This is a genomic window from Polaromonas sp. (assembly GCF_041689105.1).
In the GTDB taxonomy this organism is placed as follows: Bacteria; Pseudomonadota; Gammaproteobacteria; order Burkholderiales; family Burkholderiaceae_C; genus Polaromonas.
This window is the reverse complement of sequence record NZ_JBDNGU010000089.1, coordinates 70,872-85,568: the sequence shown is the minus strand read 5'-3', so window position 1 is coordinate 85,568 and position 14,697 is coordinate 70,872. Positions and strand designations below refer to the sequence as shown.

17 protein-coding genes are annotated in these 14,697 nt (G+C 61.8%); 10 read left to right on the top strand and 7 right to left on the bottom strand.

Annotated elements, in window-relative coordinates:
- Both ACESMT_RS09020 and ACESMT_RS09015 read right to left on the bottom strand, forming a co-directional pair.
- Complete coding sequence (locus tag ACESMT_RS09020; RefSeq protein WP_372826232.1) at positions 1-720, bottom strand: DsbC family protein; 720 nt, start codon at positions 718-720, stop codon at positions 1-3.
- 30 nt (positions 721-750) lie between these two features.
- A complete protein-coding gene (locus ACESMT_RS09015) occupies positions 751-1,890 on the bottom strand; it encodes an FAD-dependent monooxygenase (protein ID WP_372826231.1) in 1,140 nt (379 codons plus the stop codon).
- A 74-nt stretch (positions 1,891-1,964) separates the two neighbouring features.
- Between ACESMT_RS09015 and ACESMT_RS09010 the strand changes: the two genes are divergently transcribed.
- Complete coding sequence (locus tag ACESMT_RS09010; RefSeq protein ID WP_372826230.1) at positions 1,965-2,879, top strand: MOSC domain-containing protein; 915 nt, start codon at positions 1,965-1,967, stop codon at positions 2,877-2,879.
- A gap of 127 nt (positions 2,880-3,006) precedes the next feature.
- Here the strand turns inward: ACESMT_RS09010 and ACESMT_RS09005 are convergent, their stop codons facing one another.
- Together ACESMT_RS09005 and ACESMT_RS09000 are read right to left on the bottom strand one after the other, a co-directional pair.
- A complete protein-coding gene (locus ACESMT_RS09005) occupies positions 3,007-3,816 on the bottom strand; it encodes a diguanylate cyclase domain-containing protein (RefSeq protein WP_372826239.1) in 810 nt (269 codons plus the stop codon).
- A 24-nt stretch (positions 3,817-3,840) separates the two neighbouring features.
- The gene (locus ACESMT_RS09000) at positions 3,841-4,734 is read right to left on the bottom strand and encodes a 7TM-DISM domain-containing protein (protein ID WP_372826229.1); all 894 of its coding nucleotides are present in this window, start codon (positions 4,732-4,734) and stop codon (positions 3,841-3,843) included.
- 31 nt (positions 4,735-4,765) lie between these two features.
- Here ACESMT_RS09000 and ychF point away from each other — a divergent pair, with 31 nt between their 5' ends.
- Positions 4,766-5,857, top strand: a complete 1,092-nt coding sequence (gene ychF / locus ACESMT_RS08995) for a redox-regulated ATPase YchF (RefSeq protein WP_372826227.1) — start codon at positions 4,766-4,768, stop codon at positions 5,855-5,857.
- Between the two features lie 120 nt (positions 5,858-5,977).
- On the top strand, positions 5,978-6,736 hold the full coding sequence (locus tag ACESMT_RS08990) for an rRNA pseudouridine synthase (protein WP_372826226.1): 759 nt from the start codon (positions 5,978-5,980) through the stop codon (positions 6,734-6,736).
- A 213-nt stretch (positions 6,737-6,949) separates the two neighbouring features.
- Here ACESMT_RS08990 and ACESMT_RS08985 read toward each other — a convergent pair whose 3' ends face one another.
- Positions 6,950-7,441 carry a YqaA family protein gene (locus ACESMT_RS08985; RefSeq protein WP_372826225.1) on the bottom strand — a complete coding sequence of 164 codons (492 nt, stop codon included), beginning with the start codon at positions 7,439-7,441 and terminating at the stop codon, positions 6,950-6,952.
- Between the two features lie 138 nt (positions 7,442-7,579).
- Here ACESMT_RS08985 and dusB point away from each other — a divergent pair, with 138 nt between their 5' ends.
- The 3 genes from dusB (at position 7,580) to purH (ending at position 10,524) form a co-directional block, all read left to right on the top strand.
- Entirely contained in the window at positions 7,580-8,632 is a 1,053-nt protein-coding gene (gene dusB / locus ACESMT_RS08980) for a tRNA dihydrouridine synthase DusB (protein ID WP_372826224.1), read from the top strand.
- On the top strand, positions 8,629-8,865 hold the full coding sequence (locus tag ACESMT_RS08975) for a Fis family transcriptional regulator (RefSeq protein WP_372826223.1): 237 nt from the start codon (positions 8,629-8,631) through the stop codon (positions 8,863-8,865). The genes dusB and ACESMT_RS08975 overlap by 4 nt, the downstream gene beginning before the upstream one ends.
- 81 nt (positions 8,866-8,946) lie before the next feature.
- Positions 8,947-10,524 carry a bifunctional phosphoribosylaminoimidazolecarboxamide formyltransferase/IMP cyclohydrolase gene (gene purH / locus ACESMT_RS08970; RefSeq protein ID WP_372826238.1) on the top strand — a complete coding sequence of 526 codons (1,578 nt, stop codon included), beginning with the start codon at positions 8,947-8,949 and terminating at the stop codon, positions 10,522-10,524.
- 275 nt (positions 10,525-10,799) lie between these two features.
- Here purH and hemL read toward each other — a convergent pair whose 3' ends face one another.
- Together hemL and ACESMT_RS08960 are read right to left on the bottom strand one after the other, a co-directional pair.
- Entirely contained in the window at positions 10,800-12,116 is a 1,317-nt protein-coding gene (hemL, locus tag ACESMT_RS08965; RefSeq protein ID WP_372826222.1) for a glutamate-1-semialdehyde 2,1-aminomutase, read from the bottom strand.
- Positions 12,100-13,047 (bottom strand): hydroxymethylpyrimidine/phosphomethylpyrimidine kinase, encoded by a 948-nt coding sequence (locus ACESMT_RS08960; protein WP_372826221.1) that lies wholly within the window; start codon positions 13,045-13,047, stop codon positions 12,100-12,102. The genes hemL and ACESMT_RS08960 overlap by 17 nt, the downstream gene beginning before the upstream one ends.
- Before the next feature lie 81 nt (positions 13,048-13,128).
- On the opposite strand from ACESMT_RS08960, the gene ACESMT_RS08955 reads away from it, so the two are divergent.
- The 4 genes from ACESMT_RS08955 (at position 13,129) to ACESMT_RS08940 (ending at position 14,694) form a co-directional block, all read left to right on the top strand.
- Positions 13,129-13,302, top strand: coding sequence for a rubredoxin (locus tag ACESMT_RS08955; RefSeq protein ID WP_372826220.1), 174 nt, complete (start codon positions 13,129-13,131; stop codon positions 13,300-13,302).
- Positions 13,303-13,376: 74 nt separating this feature from the next.
- Positions 13,377-13,775, top strand: a complete 399-nt coding sequence (locus ACESMT_RS08950) for a PleD family two-component system response regulator (RefSeq protein ID WP_372826219.1) — start codon at positions 13,377-13,379, stop codon at positions 13,773-13,775.
- Entirely contained in the window at positions 13,775-14,140 is a 366-nt protein-coding gene (locus tag ACESMT_RS08945) for a response regulator transcription factor (RefSeq protein ID WP_296922753.1), read from the top strand. Before ACESMT_RS08950 ends, ACESMT_RS08945 begins: the two co-directional genes overlap by 1 nt.
- A gap of 23 nt (positions 14,141-14,163) precedes the next feature.
- Positions 14,164-14,694: a chemotaxis protein CheW gene (locus tag ACESMT_RS08940; protein ID WP_372826218.1), complete on the top strand. Its 531-nt coding sequence runs from the start codon at positions 14,164-14,166 to the stop codon at positions 14,692-14,694.
- Positions 14,695-14,697 lie beyond the last annotated feature (3 nt).

Below are 14,697 nucleotides of genomic sequence, written 5' to 3'. Positions count from 1 at the left end.
TTAGGGAGCCTTGGCGTCGTTCAGGTATTTCTCGACCTGCGGCGCGCTGACCGCGCCAGGCACGCGCGAGCCGTCGGCAAAAATCAGTGTGGGCGTGCCGGTGATACGGTACTTTTTGCCGAATTCAATGTTGCGCGCCAGCGCGCTGCTGTCGCAGCTGGCGGGCGCTACCGGCCGGTCATGCACCATCAGGTCCTGCCAGGCCTTGCCTTTGTCCTTGGCACACCATAGATTTTTCGATTTTTCGACGGAGTCGGGCCCCAGGATGGGATAAAGAAACATGTAGATGGTCACATCCGTGACTTTTTGCATGTCGCGTTCAAAGCGCTTGCAGTAGCCGCAATTCGGATCTTCGAACACGGCCAGCTTGCGTTTGCCGTTGCCGCGCACGATGGTGAACGCATCCTTGAGCGGCAAGGCGTCGAAGGCCACGGCATTGAGTTTATCCACGCGCTCTTCGGTCAGGTTGCGCCGCAGCTTGGTGTCAATCAGGCTGCCTTGAATCAGGAAGTTGCCTTCGGCGTCGGTGTAGAAAATGTCGTTGCCATTGACTCGAATCTCGTACAGGCCGGCCATGGGCGACTTGCTGATCTCATCGATGGTCGGGAGGTTGGGCAGGCGATCCATCAGGTTTTTGCGGATCGCCGCTTCCTGCGCGACAGCGGCACTCAGGCCAAGGGCCAGCAGGCTGCAGGCCGCCATGGCCTTGAATAATTTCATCATTTCTTCCAGTCGTTGGTTAAATCTTCTCTAAATCTGACGCACACCGTCCGTGCGGACGCCCATCGCCTGACGCGTCACCCACGTCTTGAGCGGGCCGCTGCGTGCAAATCCCTTCATGCCCCAATTGCGCAGGACCTGCCAGCGCACATCGGTCTGCGCAAACAGGCCGTGCAAGCCGTCCGTCACCGCGCCCATGGCGGCTACATCGGCCTTGCGCGCCCGTTCATAGCGGCGCAGCAGTTTCTCGTCACCCAGGCCGCGCCAGTATTCGCGCTGGCGAATCACCCCGGCCAGTGCCGCTGCATCGGCCAACCCCAGATTCAGACCCTGGCCAGCCAGCGGGTGCACCGTGTGTGCAGCGTCACCTGCCAATGCCCAGCCTGGCCCGACCCAGCGTTCGGCGGTGGACAGTGCCAGCGGCCAGCTTGACAGGCTGCTGGTGAGTTGCAGGTGGCCCGCTTTGGTGCCGCAGGCGGCCTGAACGGCCGCGGATAACTCTTGAGGTGACATTTTTTCCAGTGAAGCCGCACGCTCCACAGAGACAGACCAGACCAGCGCCACAGAGTTCCCGTCCGCGCCGCCGATTGGCAAAAGGGCCAGCACCTCGCCTTGGCTGAACCACTGTCGGGCCACGCCCCGGTGTGCCAGATTGCTTAGCAGGCGGGCCGCGATGGCTTTTTGCGGGTACGGCTTGACGCTCCAGGTGGCGCCGAACTCGTTGCGGCTGCTGCTTTTCTGGCCTTCGCACACCACCTGAAGCGCCGCCTGGACGGGCGCCGGAACAGCTTCGATCTGTGGCTGGTAATACACGGCGTCGGCGAGTTGTTGCTCCAGTGCCGGCACATCGACGATCCAGGCCAGCGGCGTGCTGCTGTCGGGTTCTGCGTTGAAATCGAGCCGGCCGCCGTCGTCGCCCCAGACCTGCATGGCGAGCACGGGTGTGGCCGACGGCTCCTCTGGCCAGGCCCTGAGCGACTCCAGCAGCTGTCGCGATGCGGCGTTCAGCGCGTAGGCCCGCAGATCCTGGGCGGTGGGCGCGGACGGGTTGACGTCAGGCGCGGGACGGGTGACCAGCGCCACGCGCAGGCGCTCGCGTGCCAGCAGCAGAGCCAGCGTGCGGCCGACCACCCCGCCGCCGCGGATACAGACATCAAAGGGTTTGGACATGATTCATTTTAGAAGGCAGTGCAAAATCGGGCCTTCCATGCGATCCGACCCGAATTTTTTGAAGGACTTGTCAAGTGAGTGAATCATTGAGCGAATCACCCGGCGCAGCGCCAACCGATGTTGACGCGGTCATCACCGCCTTGTGGGTGTACCCCGTCAAATCCTGTGCCGGCGTGCAGGTGACCGAAGCCATCCTGACGGAAACTGGCCTCGAGTTTGACCGCGCGTGGATGGTGGTCGATAAGCAGGGTGAATTTGTGACGCAGCGCGAGTTGCCGCGCATGGCGCTGATCCGCCCCCAGCTCAAGACCCAGGACATGGTGCTTCGCGCGCCGGGCATGCTGGCCCTGCACATTGCGCTGGACCAGGTTCAGGAGCCTGTGCGCGTCAAGGTTTGGGACGACGAGGTCAAGGCCTACGACATGGGTCCGGTAGCGGCCCAGTGGTTCAGCGATTTTCTGGGTGCCAAGCTGCGCCTGGTTCGGTTTGACCCGGAGGAAAAGCGCCTGTCCAGCCCGCGCTGGACGGGCAGCGTCGAGGCGCTCAACCAGTTCAGCGACGGTTACCCGCTGCTGGTGATCAGCGAAGCCTCGCTGGCTGGCCTCAACGACAAACTTCTGGCCGAAGGCAGCGCGCCTGTGACCATGGAGCGTTTTCGGCCCAACATCGTGCTGGGCAATGCGTCCGGCGACACTGCGCAGGCACTGGTGGCCCATGACGAGGACCGGCTCAATGAGTTGCAGGTCGGCACCGAGCAGGGCCTGGCCCGGCTCAAACCGGTCAAGCCATGTGCGCGTTGCCCGATCCCCAACATCGACCCAGCCACCGCGCTGAGTAGCCCGGAGGTCAATGACATGCTGCAGACCTACCGCCAGGACCCGCAGCTCGGCGGCGCATTGACTTTCGGCATGAACCTGATCCGGCTGGACAGTGAGGACCACCTGCTGCGGGTGGGGCAGGCTGTCACGGCTAACTACCGCTTCGACTGACAGGGGCCACCCAGGGTCAGGCGACAGTCTGCGTGGATTGCTGCGCAGGCAGGCTGTCACCGTCGCTGTCATCGAGGCCGGAGTCCACTTCCAGCGGCATGGGCCGTGTCAGCTCCGGCTCCAGAAATCAGATGGGCCGGCGCGTGCGGGCCGCCATGCCGGTCAGCTGGTCAGCCAGGGCTTGCGCGAGTTGCGGCCCGTCCAGCAGTTTTTCGGTGAGCAGTACGCCGGCAATGTGAAACTGCAGGATAACTTCGGGCTTGAGGCCCTTGAGCGGCATGAGGCCTGCCGCGATCAGGCGTGCGGCCATGTCGGTGACCGGCTCGCGGGAGGACACCCCCTCCATGATCAGGCCAAAGCGAGCCTCGTCCACCCGGCCCACGGTATCCACATCGCGCAGGATGCGGCGCAGCTTGATCACGCTGCGCAGCAGGCTTTGCTCGGCCACTGCAATGCCGTGGGTACGCTTGATGTAGTTGTAGTTGACCAGCTCGATATACACCACGGCAGCCGCTTCCTTGTTGCGCTTGGCGCGGGACAGTACTTGTGACAGCCGATCGCTGAAAAGATGCGGGGTCAGCAGGCCGGTCAGCGCATCCTGGCTGGACATGGCCTGCTCGCGGGTTTCAATGATGTGACGCTCGCGCGAACGGATGTTCAATGCCACCAGCAGCAAAGGTGCCTCTGCGGCCAGCGCGATCATCAGCGAGTGCTCGATCAGCCACGAGCTGGGTACCCAGCCGAAAATACGCGCCACCGCCAGCAAGGTGGCTGCCGACAGGGGCGTGAAGGCGCCCAGCACCCACAAGCCGACCACATCCCTGCGCCGCGACGCCAGAAACGCCGTTACCAGGCCCAATACGACGCACAGCGTCAGGTAGACACCGATCAGGCGAACACCCCATCCCCGGTCCATCACCACAAAAAGCAGCGCCAGGACCGGACCGGCCAGGGCGGTCCACTAGCGGACCCGATCAAGCCGCGCGTAGTGGGTATTCGAGCCGCAAAGCGCCCTGACCCTCAGCAGCGCAACGCAGCCGCCGATCAGCCCCAAAAAACCCTGTGCCGCGTTGTTCCAGGCGGCGGAGTCGCCCCATAGCAGATGGCCGGCCGTACCGCTGGTGGTGGCGATGACGCCCATCATGATGGCCGCATAGCCCGCATAGCCCGCATAGCCCGCATAGCCCGCATACCAGCCATATAGCCGGTCGCGGTACACCCAGCTCTGCGCCGCACTGGCAACCACCGGCAGAAGCAAGGCACCAAAAACGACGCCGATCAACATGTAATCGACCTGTACCCGCTGCCTTCTGGTCGCGCTCGAGATGACATTGACCGGGATGTTGATCTGGGTCTGGTGCTGGATGCGGACATACACGTCCCTCATCACACCGGGTTGCAAGTTCAGTGAAAATTGCCCATACCGCCCCCGCTCAGGCCAGCTGGAGACGGGCACGGTGTCGCCTGCGGTCTGCCCCAACCATTGCCCGCGTGCCGACAGCTGGTACACGGTGACTTTGTCGAGCAGCGGAATCGGAAACTCCAGGACCCACTGGTGGTGCGAGTCAAGGGGTTCCAGAAAGCGATAGTGTTGCCACAGCGCGGCCTGGGTACCCAGCGTGTAGATGGTGTTGCTGCGCGGCGGGCTCATCAAAGCCTGGAATTGACCGGCCGCCACCTGCGCAATGCTGGCTTTGGCCTCGGCGTCTACCCATGCCAGACCCTGGGCCTGCAGGTCGAACGAGACATTCGGGTCGTGCAATATCAGCACCGGCTGGGCCTGGCTGGGCGCGGCGGCGAGTGCCCCCAGTACCACCAGTGCCAGGCCCGCGATCTGCACAAGCGCAAATCGCATACACTTCTCAGCCTGTTTTTGAAGGTTTCTCATGAGCTTGAAGTGCGGTATTGTAGGTTTGCCCAACGTGGGGAAATCGACCCTTTTTAATGCTTTGACCAAGGCGGGCATTGCGGCTGAAAATTATCCTTTTTGCACGATTGAGCCCAATGTGGGAATTGTGGAAGTCCCTGACCAGAGGTTGGCCCAATTGGCCGCCATCGTGAATCCGGAGAAGATCCAGTCCGCTATCGTGGAGTTTGTGGATATTGCCGGGTTGGTCGCTGGCGCCAGCACCGGCGAGGGACTGGGCAATAAGTTTCTGGCGCACATTCGCGAGACCGATGCCACCGTCAATGTGGTGCGTTGCTTCGAGGACGACAACGTCATCCATGTGGCGGGCAAGGTCGACCCGATCTCCGACATCGAGGTGATCCAGACCGAACTGTGTCTGGCCGACCTGTCCGCCGTCGAGAAAGCGCTGCATCGCGTGACCAAGCTGGCGCGTTCCGGCGACAAGGAGTCCATCAAGCTTGTGGCTATCCTGGAGAAGTGCCAGGTCGCGCTCAATGACACCAAACCCGTCCGTACCATCGATTTCAGCAAGGAAGAGCTGTCGCTGCTCAAGCAGTTCTTCCTGATCACTGCCAAGCCGGCCATGTTCGTGGCCAACGTGGCCGAGGACGGTTTCGAGAACAACCCTTTCCTGGACCGGCTGAAGGCCTATGCCGCCGAGCAGAAGGCACCGGTGGTCGCGATCTGCGCCAAGATGGAAGCCGAGATGGCCGACATGGAGGAAGAGGACAAGAAGATGTTCCTCGCCGAGATCGGCCAAGAGGAACCCGGCCTGAACCGCCTGATCGTCGCCGCCTACAAGCTGCTGGGCCTGCAGACCTACTTTACCGCCGGTGTGAAAGAAGTGCGCGCCTGGACCATCCATGTGGGCGACACCGGCCCGCAGGCGGCCGGTGTGATTCACACCGATTTTGAAAAAGGCTATATCCGCGCCCAGACCATCGCCTTCGACGACTACATCGCCTTCAAGGGTGAGCAAGGCGCCAAGGACGCGGGCAAGATGCGCAGCGAAGGCAAGGAATACGTCGTCAAGGATGGCGACGTGATGAATTTCCTGTTCAGCAGCTGACGCCTGCAGCGGCCGGTGCGTCGCTGCTTCAGAGTGAAAAAGGCCTCCAGCCCTTGTTCTGCGGGCGCAAGCAGCTATTGATTTGGTAGCAAATTGTCGAATCTCCAGAGACCCTTGCCCATGACAGAACCCGTCCGTCCCGATCAGCGCCTGGCCAAGCGCCTGGCTGAAATGCTGTCCTGCTCGCGCCGCGAGGCCGAGCAGTACATCGAGGGCGGCTGGGTGCGGGTCGATGGCGTGGTGGTGGAGGAGCCGCAGTTTCGCGTCCTCAAGCAGAAGATCGAGCTCGACGGCGATGCCAGCTTGCTGGCATTGGCGCCGGTCACGCTGCTTCTGCACAAGCCGCCCGGTTATGCAGCCGGTCTCGATGCCGCGTCAAGCCGGGCTGCCCCCGCCGCGCAGTTGCTCACGACGAACAACCGGGCCGGGGACGACCGCTCCGGCATCCGGCCGCTCAAGAAACATTTCAGCACGCAGGCCCTCGCGACACCGCTGGCGACACCGGCCAGCGGCCTGGTGGTGTTCACCCAGGACTGGCGGGTCGCGCGCAAGCTCAGCGAGGACGCCTCGGTGATGGAGCATGAAGTGATTGTGGAGGTGACTGGCACGCCTAGCACCGGGGGGCTGGAACGGCTCAATCGCGTCGATCACGGTTTTACGTTCAATGGCGCGCTGTTGCCGCCCGCCAAGGTCAGCTGGCAGAACGAAACCCGTTTGCGTTTTGCGCTCAAGGGCGAGCGCCCCGGACAAATCGCCTACATGTGTGAAAGCGTGGGCCTGAGCGTGCAGGCCATGAAACGCATACGTATAGGCCGGGTTTCCATGAGCAGCCTGCCGGTGGGCCAGTGGCGTTACCTGCTGCCGACCGAGCGGTTCTAGTCCATACGGGACAGAGAACTACACGCACTGAGCGAACGTGGGGGTCTTTTTTTCGCAAGGCTTCCCGAGAAAAAATGCGCCCCCTCGGGGGGCAGCGAGCCACACGCAGTGAGCGAACGTGGGGGTCTTTTTTTCGCAGGGCTTCCCGAGAAAAAATGCGCCCCCTCGGGGGGGCAGCGAGCCACACGCAGTGAGCGAGCGTGGGGGCCATATTCACCCGCCGAGAAATTTGAAGTCGCCAGGAAACGCCCAGACCAGCGCGCCCGTCATCATGAAATAACGCGCAAATTTGCCGATCGCCATGTAGGCCACGCAGGGCCAGAACGGAAACTTGAGCCAGCCGGCCACCGCGCACAGCGGGTCGCCCACGGCCGGAAGCCAGGCCAGCAGGCAGGCTTTGGGCCCGAGTTTTTCCAGCCAGCGGATGGCCCGGCCATGGTGCGAGGAATGTGAATATTTGTCCACCACCTTGTGCGCGCCGTAGCCCAGCCACCAGTCCAGTGCGCCGCCCAAGGTGTTGCCGACGGTGGCCACCAAAATGGCGGGCCAGAACATGTGCGGGTTGAGTTTGACCAGCCCGAACACCACGGGCTCGGAGCCCAGCGGCAACAGGGTCGCTGAAATAAACGAGACCACGAACACTGTGCTCAGACCGTACTCTGGCAAGGCCAGCGCTTGAGTCAGGTGTTGTATCCAGAGTTCCATCTGCAGCGAGTATAGAGAGTGCCGTGACGCCAACGCTGTAGGGCGGACGCTTGCAAATCCGTGTGCGAATTTCGATTGCTGAAATTTTGGGCAGTTACAATCACACCTCTTTTCGGCAAGCACCATTCCAGCACCTTCATGAACATCGGCCCCTATGTCCTGGCAAACAACCTGTTTGCCGCGCCGATGGCCGGTGTCACCGACCGGCCTTTCCGGCGCCTGTGCAAGGCGCTGGGCGCGGGTTACGCGGTCAGTGAAATGGTGACCTCGCGCCGCGACCTGTGGGACACGCTGAAAACGTCGCGCCGCGCCAACCACGACGGCGAAGTTGCGCCGATTGCGGTGCAGATCGCAGGCACCGATGCGCAGATGATGGCTGAAGCGGCCGCCTACAACATCGACCGTGGCGCCCAGATCATCGACATCAACATGGGTTGCCCGGCCAAGAAAGTCTGCAACAAGTGGGCCGGCTCGGCGTTGATGCAGGACGAGCCCTTGGCGCTGGCCATTGCCGAGGCCGTGGTCGCAGCCTGCGCGCCACGCGGCGTGCCGGTCACCTTGAAGATGCGCACGGGCTGGGCTGAGTCGCACAAAAATGCGGTCACGCTGGCGCGCGCCTTCGAGACCGCCGGCGTGCAGATGCTCGCAGTGCATGGTCGCACACGCGCCCAGGGGTACAAGGGCCAGGCCGAGTACGACACGATTGCCGCCGTCAAGGCTGCGGTGCGTATTCCGGTGGTGGCCAATGGCGACATCCACACCCCGGAAAAAGCCCGCGATGTGCTGGCGTACACCGGCGCCGACGCGGTAATGATAGGCAGAGCGGCCCAGGGACGCCCGTGGATCTTTCGCGAGATCGCACATTTCCTGGCAACCGGCACGCATCTTGCGCCGCCACTGGTGGCTGAGGTCAGGCGTTTGCTGCTCGATCACCTGCTGGATCACTACGAACTTTACGGCGCGTTCAGCGGTGTGCGCAGCGCGCGCAAACACATCGGCTGGTATGTCAGGACGCTGCCCGGTGGCGAGGCCTTTCGTAGCCGCATGAACCTGCTGGACGATTGCGAGACGCAATGGCAGGCTGTTGCAGGTTTTTTTGACGGATTGGGCGCCGAGATGGACCGCATGCCGGTGGCTGCGGGCGGCGACTTGAATGAACAACAACAGGACAGGCAGGGGGAGCTCGCATGAGCAAGAAGCAGATCGAAGAGTGCGTGCGCAGCAGTCTGGAGAGTTATTTCAAGGACCTGCGCGGCACCGAACCCGACGGCATGTACGAGATGATGGTGCGGGTGGTCGAAAAACCGCTGCTGGAGGTGGTGATGCAGCAGGCCGACCAGAATCAGTCGCGGGCCGCCGAATGGCTGGGCCTGAACCGCAACACGCTGCGCAAGAAGCTGATTGACCACAAGCTGATCAAGTAAAACCGCTCCACGCAGCGCGGCTTGCGCGCACCAGAAACAAAGAAGACCATGAACGCAACCTCGCCCGCCGACCTTGAAGTGATTGACATGAAGGCATTGATTTCCGTCTCCGACAAAACCGGCATTGTTGAATTCGCACGCGCACTGCACGCGCTGGGCATCAAGCTGCTGTCCACGGGCGGGACAGCGAAGTTGCTGGCTGACGCCGGCCTGCCGGTCACCGAGGTTGCCGACCACACCGGCTTTCCTGAAATGCTCGACGGCCGTGTCAAGACGCTGCACCCTGCCATCCACGGCGGGCTGCTGGCACGCCGTGACTTGCCCGAACACATGGCCGCCCTGAAGGCGCACGCTATCGATACCATCGACCTGCTGATCGTCAATCTCTATCCTTTTGAGGCCACAGTGGCTCAAACCGGCTGCACGCTGGAAGACGCCATCGAGAACATCGACATCGGCGGCCCGGCCATGGTGCGCTCGGCAGCCAAGAACTGGAAGGATGTGGGGGTGCTGACTGACGCCTCGCAATACGCCGGCGTGCTCGAGGAACTCAAGGCGGGCGAGCTCAGCGACGCGACAAGGTTTGCTCTGGCGGTGGCCGCGTTTAACCGCATCAGCCAGTACGACGGCGCGATCAGCGACTACCTCTCAGGCATTCAGGCTGACGGTGCGCACAGCCTGTTTCCGGGCCAGGCCAATGGCCGCTTTATCAAGGTGCAGGACCTGCGTTATGGCGAAAACTCGCACCAGCAGGCAGCGCTTTACCGTGACCTGTATCCGGCGCCGGGTTCGCTGGTGACCGCCATGCAACTGCAGGGCAAAGAGCTGTCTTACAACAACATCGCCGACGCGGATGCGGCCTGGGAGTGCGTCAAGAGTTTCACGGAGTCTGCGGCCTGTGTCATCGTCAAACACGCCAACCCCTGCGGCGTGGCGGTGGGTGCCAATGCGCTGGAGGCCTACAGCAAGGCTTTCAAGACCGATCCGACCTCGGCCTTCGGCGGCATCATCGCGCTGAACTGCACGCTGGACGAAGCAGCGGCGCAGCAGATCGTCAAACAGTTCGTCGAGGTGTTGATGGCCCCCGCCTTCACACCTGCGGCGCTGGAAGTATTCAAGACCAAGGTCAACGTGCGTATCCTGCAGGTCGCGCTGCCGCCTGGCGGCGACACCGCGTGGAAGCAAGGCCGCAACCTGATGGACGTCAAGCGTGTCGGTTCCGGCATGCTCATGCAGACCGCCGACAACCACGAACTCGTGCTGGCCGACCTGAAGGTGGTGAGCAAGCTGCAGCCGACGCCGGCGCAATTGCAGGATTTGCTGTTCGCCTGGAAGGTCGCCAAATACGTCAAGTCCAACGCCATCGTGTTCTGCGGCGACGGCATGACCCTGGGCGTGGGCGCCGGCCAGATGAGCCGCATCGACTCGGCGCGTATTGCCTCCATCAAGGCGGCCAACGCCAGCCTCGACCTTCAAGGTTCTGCCGTGGCCAGCGACGCCTTTTTTCCGTTTCGCGACGGCCTCGATGTGGTGGTTGATGTCGGCGCTACCTGCGTGATCCAGCCGGGTGGCAGCATGCGGGATGAGGAAGTGATTGCAGCGGCGGATGAGCGTGGTGTGGTGATGGTGCTCAGCGGGGTGCGGCACTTCCGGCATTGAGTCGATTCTGTACGCCACATGTGGCTTTAGCCCTTATCGAACAGTCGCAGGCAGCTATTGAATTTATAGCAAATGTGGTGCCCGGGTCTTTCCAAAGTGACCGCCATTCATCTACCCCAGCGCAGCACACACGGCCAAATGAAGTCCCCCCTCCATCGCCCAGAAGGGCGAGGGCATGGGTTAGGGGTGGGAGTGAGGAGTCAGACCTGCTGCCAAAAGCAGACGACTGACGCAGCGGGATGCCCGGAACTGCGGCAACCCGAAAGCAAGCCGGCTCAGTTCCCTGCAAAAAACCGCGCGGCCACATCCACCGTTTCTTCAATATCCGCAGCCGTGTGCGCCGAACTGACAAAGCCGGCTTCGTACAAGGCCGGCGCGTAGTAAATGCCTTCATCAAGCATGGCGTGGAAGAATCGGTTGAAGGCCGGGCCGTCGGTGGTCATCACGGTGGCGTAGTTCTGCGGTAGCGGGTCAAGCAGGAAAAAGCCGAACATGCCGCCTTCGCTGTCGGCGCTGAAGGTGACGCCGGCCTGGTGGGCCGCCTGCGTCAGGCCGCCGGTCAGGCTCCTTGTACGTCCGGACAGCGCCTCGTAAAACCCCGGTTTTTGCAGCTCGCGCAAGGTCGCCAGCCCGCAGGCGGTAGCCACCGGGTTACCCGACAGCGTGCCGGCCTGGTACACCGGGCCCAGCGGCGCCAGCTGCTCCATCACCGCGCGGGTTCCGCCGAAGGCCGCCAGCGGCATACCGCCGCCTATGACCTTGCCCAGCACGGTCATGTCGGGCTTGAAGCCAGGAATACTTTTCGCATAAACACTCTGCGCGCCACCGAGAGCCACGCGAAAACCGGTCATCACTTCGTCAAACACCAGCAACACGCCGTACTGGGTACAGAGCTCGCGGCAGCGTTTCATGAAGGGCACACTCGCCCGTACAAAGTTCATGTTGCCTGCAATCGGCTCGATCATCAGGCAGGCGGTGCTGCTGCCATGCAGGACGAAGGCTTCTTCCAGCTGCGCGATGTGGTTGTATTCGAGCACCAGCGTGTGCTGCACCACCTCGGGCGGCACGCCGGCGCTTGTCGGGTTGCCGAAGGTGGCCAGGCCCGAGCCGGCCTTCACCAGCAGAGCGTCGGCGTGACCGTGGTAACAGCCTTCGAACTTGATGATCTTGCTGCGCCCCGTCGCACCGCGCGCCAGCCGGATCGCGCTCATCGCTGCTTCGGTGCCCGAGCTGACGAGGCGCAGCATTTCGATGGACGGCAGCAGCCGCACAATTTCTTCGGCGAGTTCGACCTCCCGTTCGGTGGGTGCGCCGTAAGAAAAACCTTCCAGGACGGCCCGCTGGACCGCTTCGACCACGGCAGGGTGGCCATGACCGAGAATCATCGGCCCCCAGGAGCCGATGTAGTCGATGTAGCGCTTGCCATCGGCATCCCAGAAGCAGGCGCCCTGCGCGCGTTGCACGAACCGCGGTGTGCCACCGACCGCTTTAAAGGCGCGTACCGGCGAATTGACCCCACCGGGGATCAGTTTTCTTGCGCGTTCGAACAGGGCCGTGTTGCGGGAATTGTCGGGGCTAGTGTTTGGTGCCATTGATGAGTATGTCGAAAGGGGGTAGGGCGGGGGCGGGATCAGCGCTTTCGGCGTCGTCGCCGTCGGCGTCGGTGTCCGTCTGGGCCCAGAACAGGCGGTCAGGCACGATGTTGCCCATGCCTGGGTGAAAGCCTGCGTCCAGGCTGTGATCGAGATAGGTCAGGGCCTCGCTGGTGGCGGCCTGCAGGTTGTGCCCATTGGCCAGCAGGGCCGAAACGGCAGCGGTCAGCGTGTCGCCAGCACCGGCAAACACGGCCTCGAAACGCTCGAACTTCTCGCTGTAAAGAATCGCCTGCGGCGTGGCCAGCACGTTGTCAATGAACTGTTCAGGCAGGGGGATGCCGGTGACCAGGGTGTAAGGCACACCAAACTCAGCTGCCGCCTTGGCGATGTCGCGGGCCGAAGGGCTCTTGTCGCCGGCCCAGTCGGGCAACAGCCAGCGCCAAAGGCTGCTGTGGTTGCCCACCAGCACAGTGGTTTGCGGCAGCAACAGTTCGCGGAAGGCGTCCAGGTAATTGTCGATGGCATCTTCTTCCCACCACGACAGGTTGGGCATGTAGGCAATCAGCGGCACGTCAGCATAATCCGATGCGATCTCCGCGATAGCGCTGATGTTTTCCGGGTTGCCGACAAAGCCGACCTTGATGGCGCTGACCGGCATGTCTTCGAGCGCGGTTCGGGCCTGTTCGGTCACGGCATCCTCATCAAAGCAAATATGATCGAAAATTTCGGCGGTGTCGCGCACATAGGCGCCGGTGACGACCGCCAGCGCGTGGGCGCCAGCGGAGGTGATGGCGCTGATGTCCGCCGTCAAGCCGCCGGCGCCGCTGGGGTCGCTGGCGTTGAAGGTCATCACGCAGGCTGGAGATGTTTCGCCCTCCTCTGCTTCCATTTGCGGGGCATCTAGAGGAGGTGGGTTGGGGTTTGCCATAGGCTGGATTTTGTCTTGTACGCGAATAAGCAACGCCGCCTCGGTACAATTGTTGCATTCTATTCGAAGGCAACTTAAGCTGTGACCCAAACAATGACCTGGATGTGTTTAATCTGTGGATGGATTTATGACGAAACGACGGGGGCGCCAGAACACGGCATTGCGGCAGGTACGCCGTGGGCCCAGGTTCCCATGAACTGGACCTGTCCTGAATGCGGGGCACGAAAAGAAGACTTTGAAATGGTTCAGATCTGAATGCCTGATCAGTTGTCTACACAAATGCTCAGCGGGCCCGGCCTGCCGGCTGCGCGTTATAAGGAGCGCAGTCAGTGAGTATTCCCAGTTCAGGGTTCAAGGTGTTGGTCATCGATGACAGCAACACCATACGCCGCAGTGCAGAAATATTCCTGAAACAGGGCGGCCATGAGGTGCTGTTGGCCGAAGACGGCTTCGACGCGCTGGCCAAGGTCAATGATTATTTGCCCGACCTGATTTTTTGCGACATTCTGATGCCGCGCCTGGACGGCTATCAGACATGCGCGATCATCAAGCGCAACCCGAAATTTTCAAATGTCCCGATTGTGATGCTGTCTTCCAAAGACGGCGTTTTCGACAAGGCGAGAGGCAGGATGGTCGGATCCCAAGACTACCTGACCAAGCCGTTTACCAAAGACCAGCTGCTGCATACCGTCCAGGAACTTGGCAGCGCAAAACAAGGAGTAGCGTAATGGCAATTAAGAAAATCCTGATCGTGGATGATTCAAAAACCGAACTGATGTTCATGACCGACCTGCTCGGCAAGAACGGATTTTCAGTAAAAACCGCCGAGAATGCGGAAGACGCCTTTCGTCGGCTTGCCGAGGAAAAACCCGACCTGATCCTGATGGACGTGGTGATGCCCGGGCAAAATGGTTTTCAGCTCACGCGTGCCATCACGCGAGATCCTCTTTACGCTGATGTACCCATCATCATGTGTACCAGCAAAAACCAGGAAACCGACCGTGTTTGGGGCATGCGCCAGGGCGCCAAGGACTACATCACCAAACCGGTGGATGCCGACGACCTGATGGCCAAAATCAAGGCGCTGGGCTGATTCGCTACCGAACTCACTAAAGCATGGCCAATCGACAAGCACTTAGAGAACTACAAAGTCGTCTGGCCGACAGGCTGCAAGCCGCCAAGACACAGGGTGTCTCGGCTTCCTGGCTGGCCGTGGAGGCAGGTGGCGACAAGTACCTGTTCCCGTTGAACCAGTCTGGAGAAATCTTCCCATGGGTCAGCGCGCAAAACGTGCCCTACACGCAGGCCTGGTTCGCCGGTGTTGCCAATTTGCGCGGCGGTCTTTACGGCATCGTCGATCTGGCCAGTTTTGTAAGCGGGAAGATGCCGCCACCGCGCAGCGAAATGACGCGCACCGAGTCTCGCCTGGTTGCGCTCAACAGCGCGCTCGAAATCAACTGCGCATTGCAGATTGACAAGCTTGCCGGCTTGCGCAACCCCGAGGCCTTCACCGATTTTGCCGAGAGGTCGCCCGAATCGCCGGAGTTCTTCGGCCACAGCTATGTCGATGCCAACGGTAGCCGGTGGCAGGAGATCAACCTGCAGTCGCTCGCGCAACAAGTCCACTTTTTGACCATCAGCGCGTAGCGC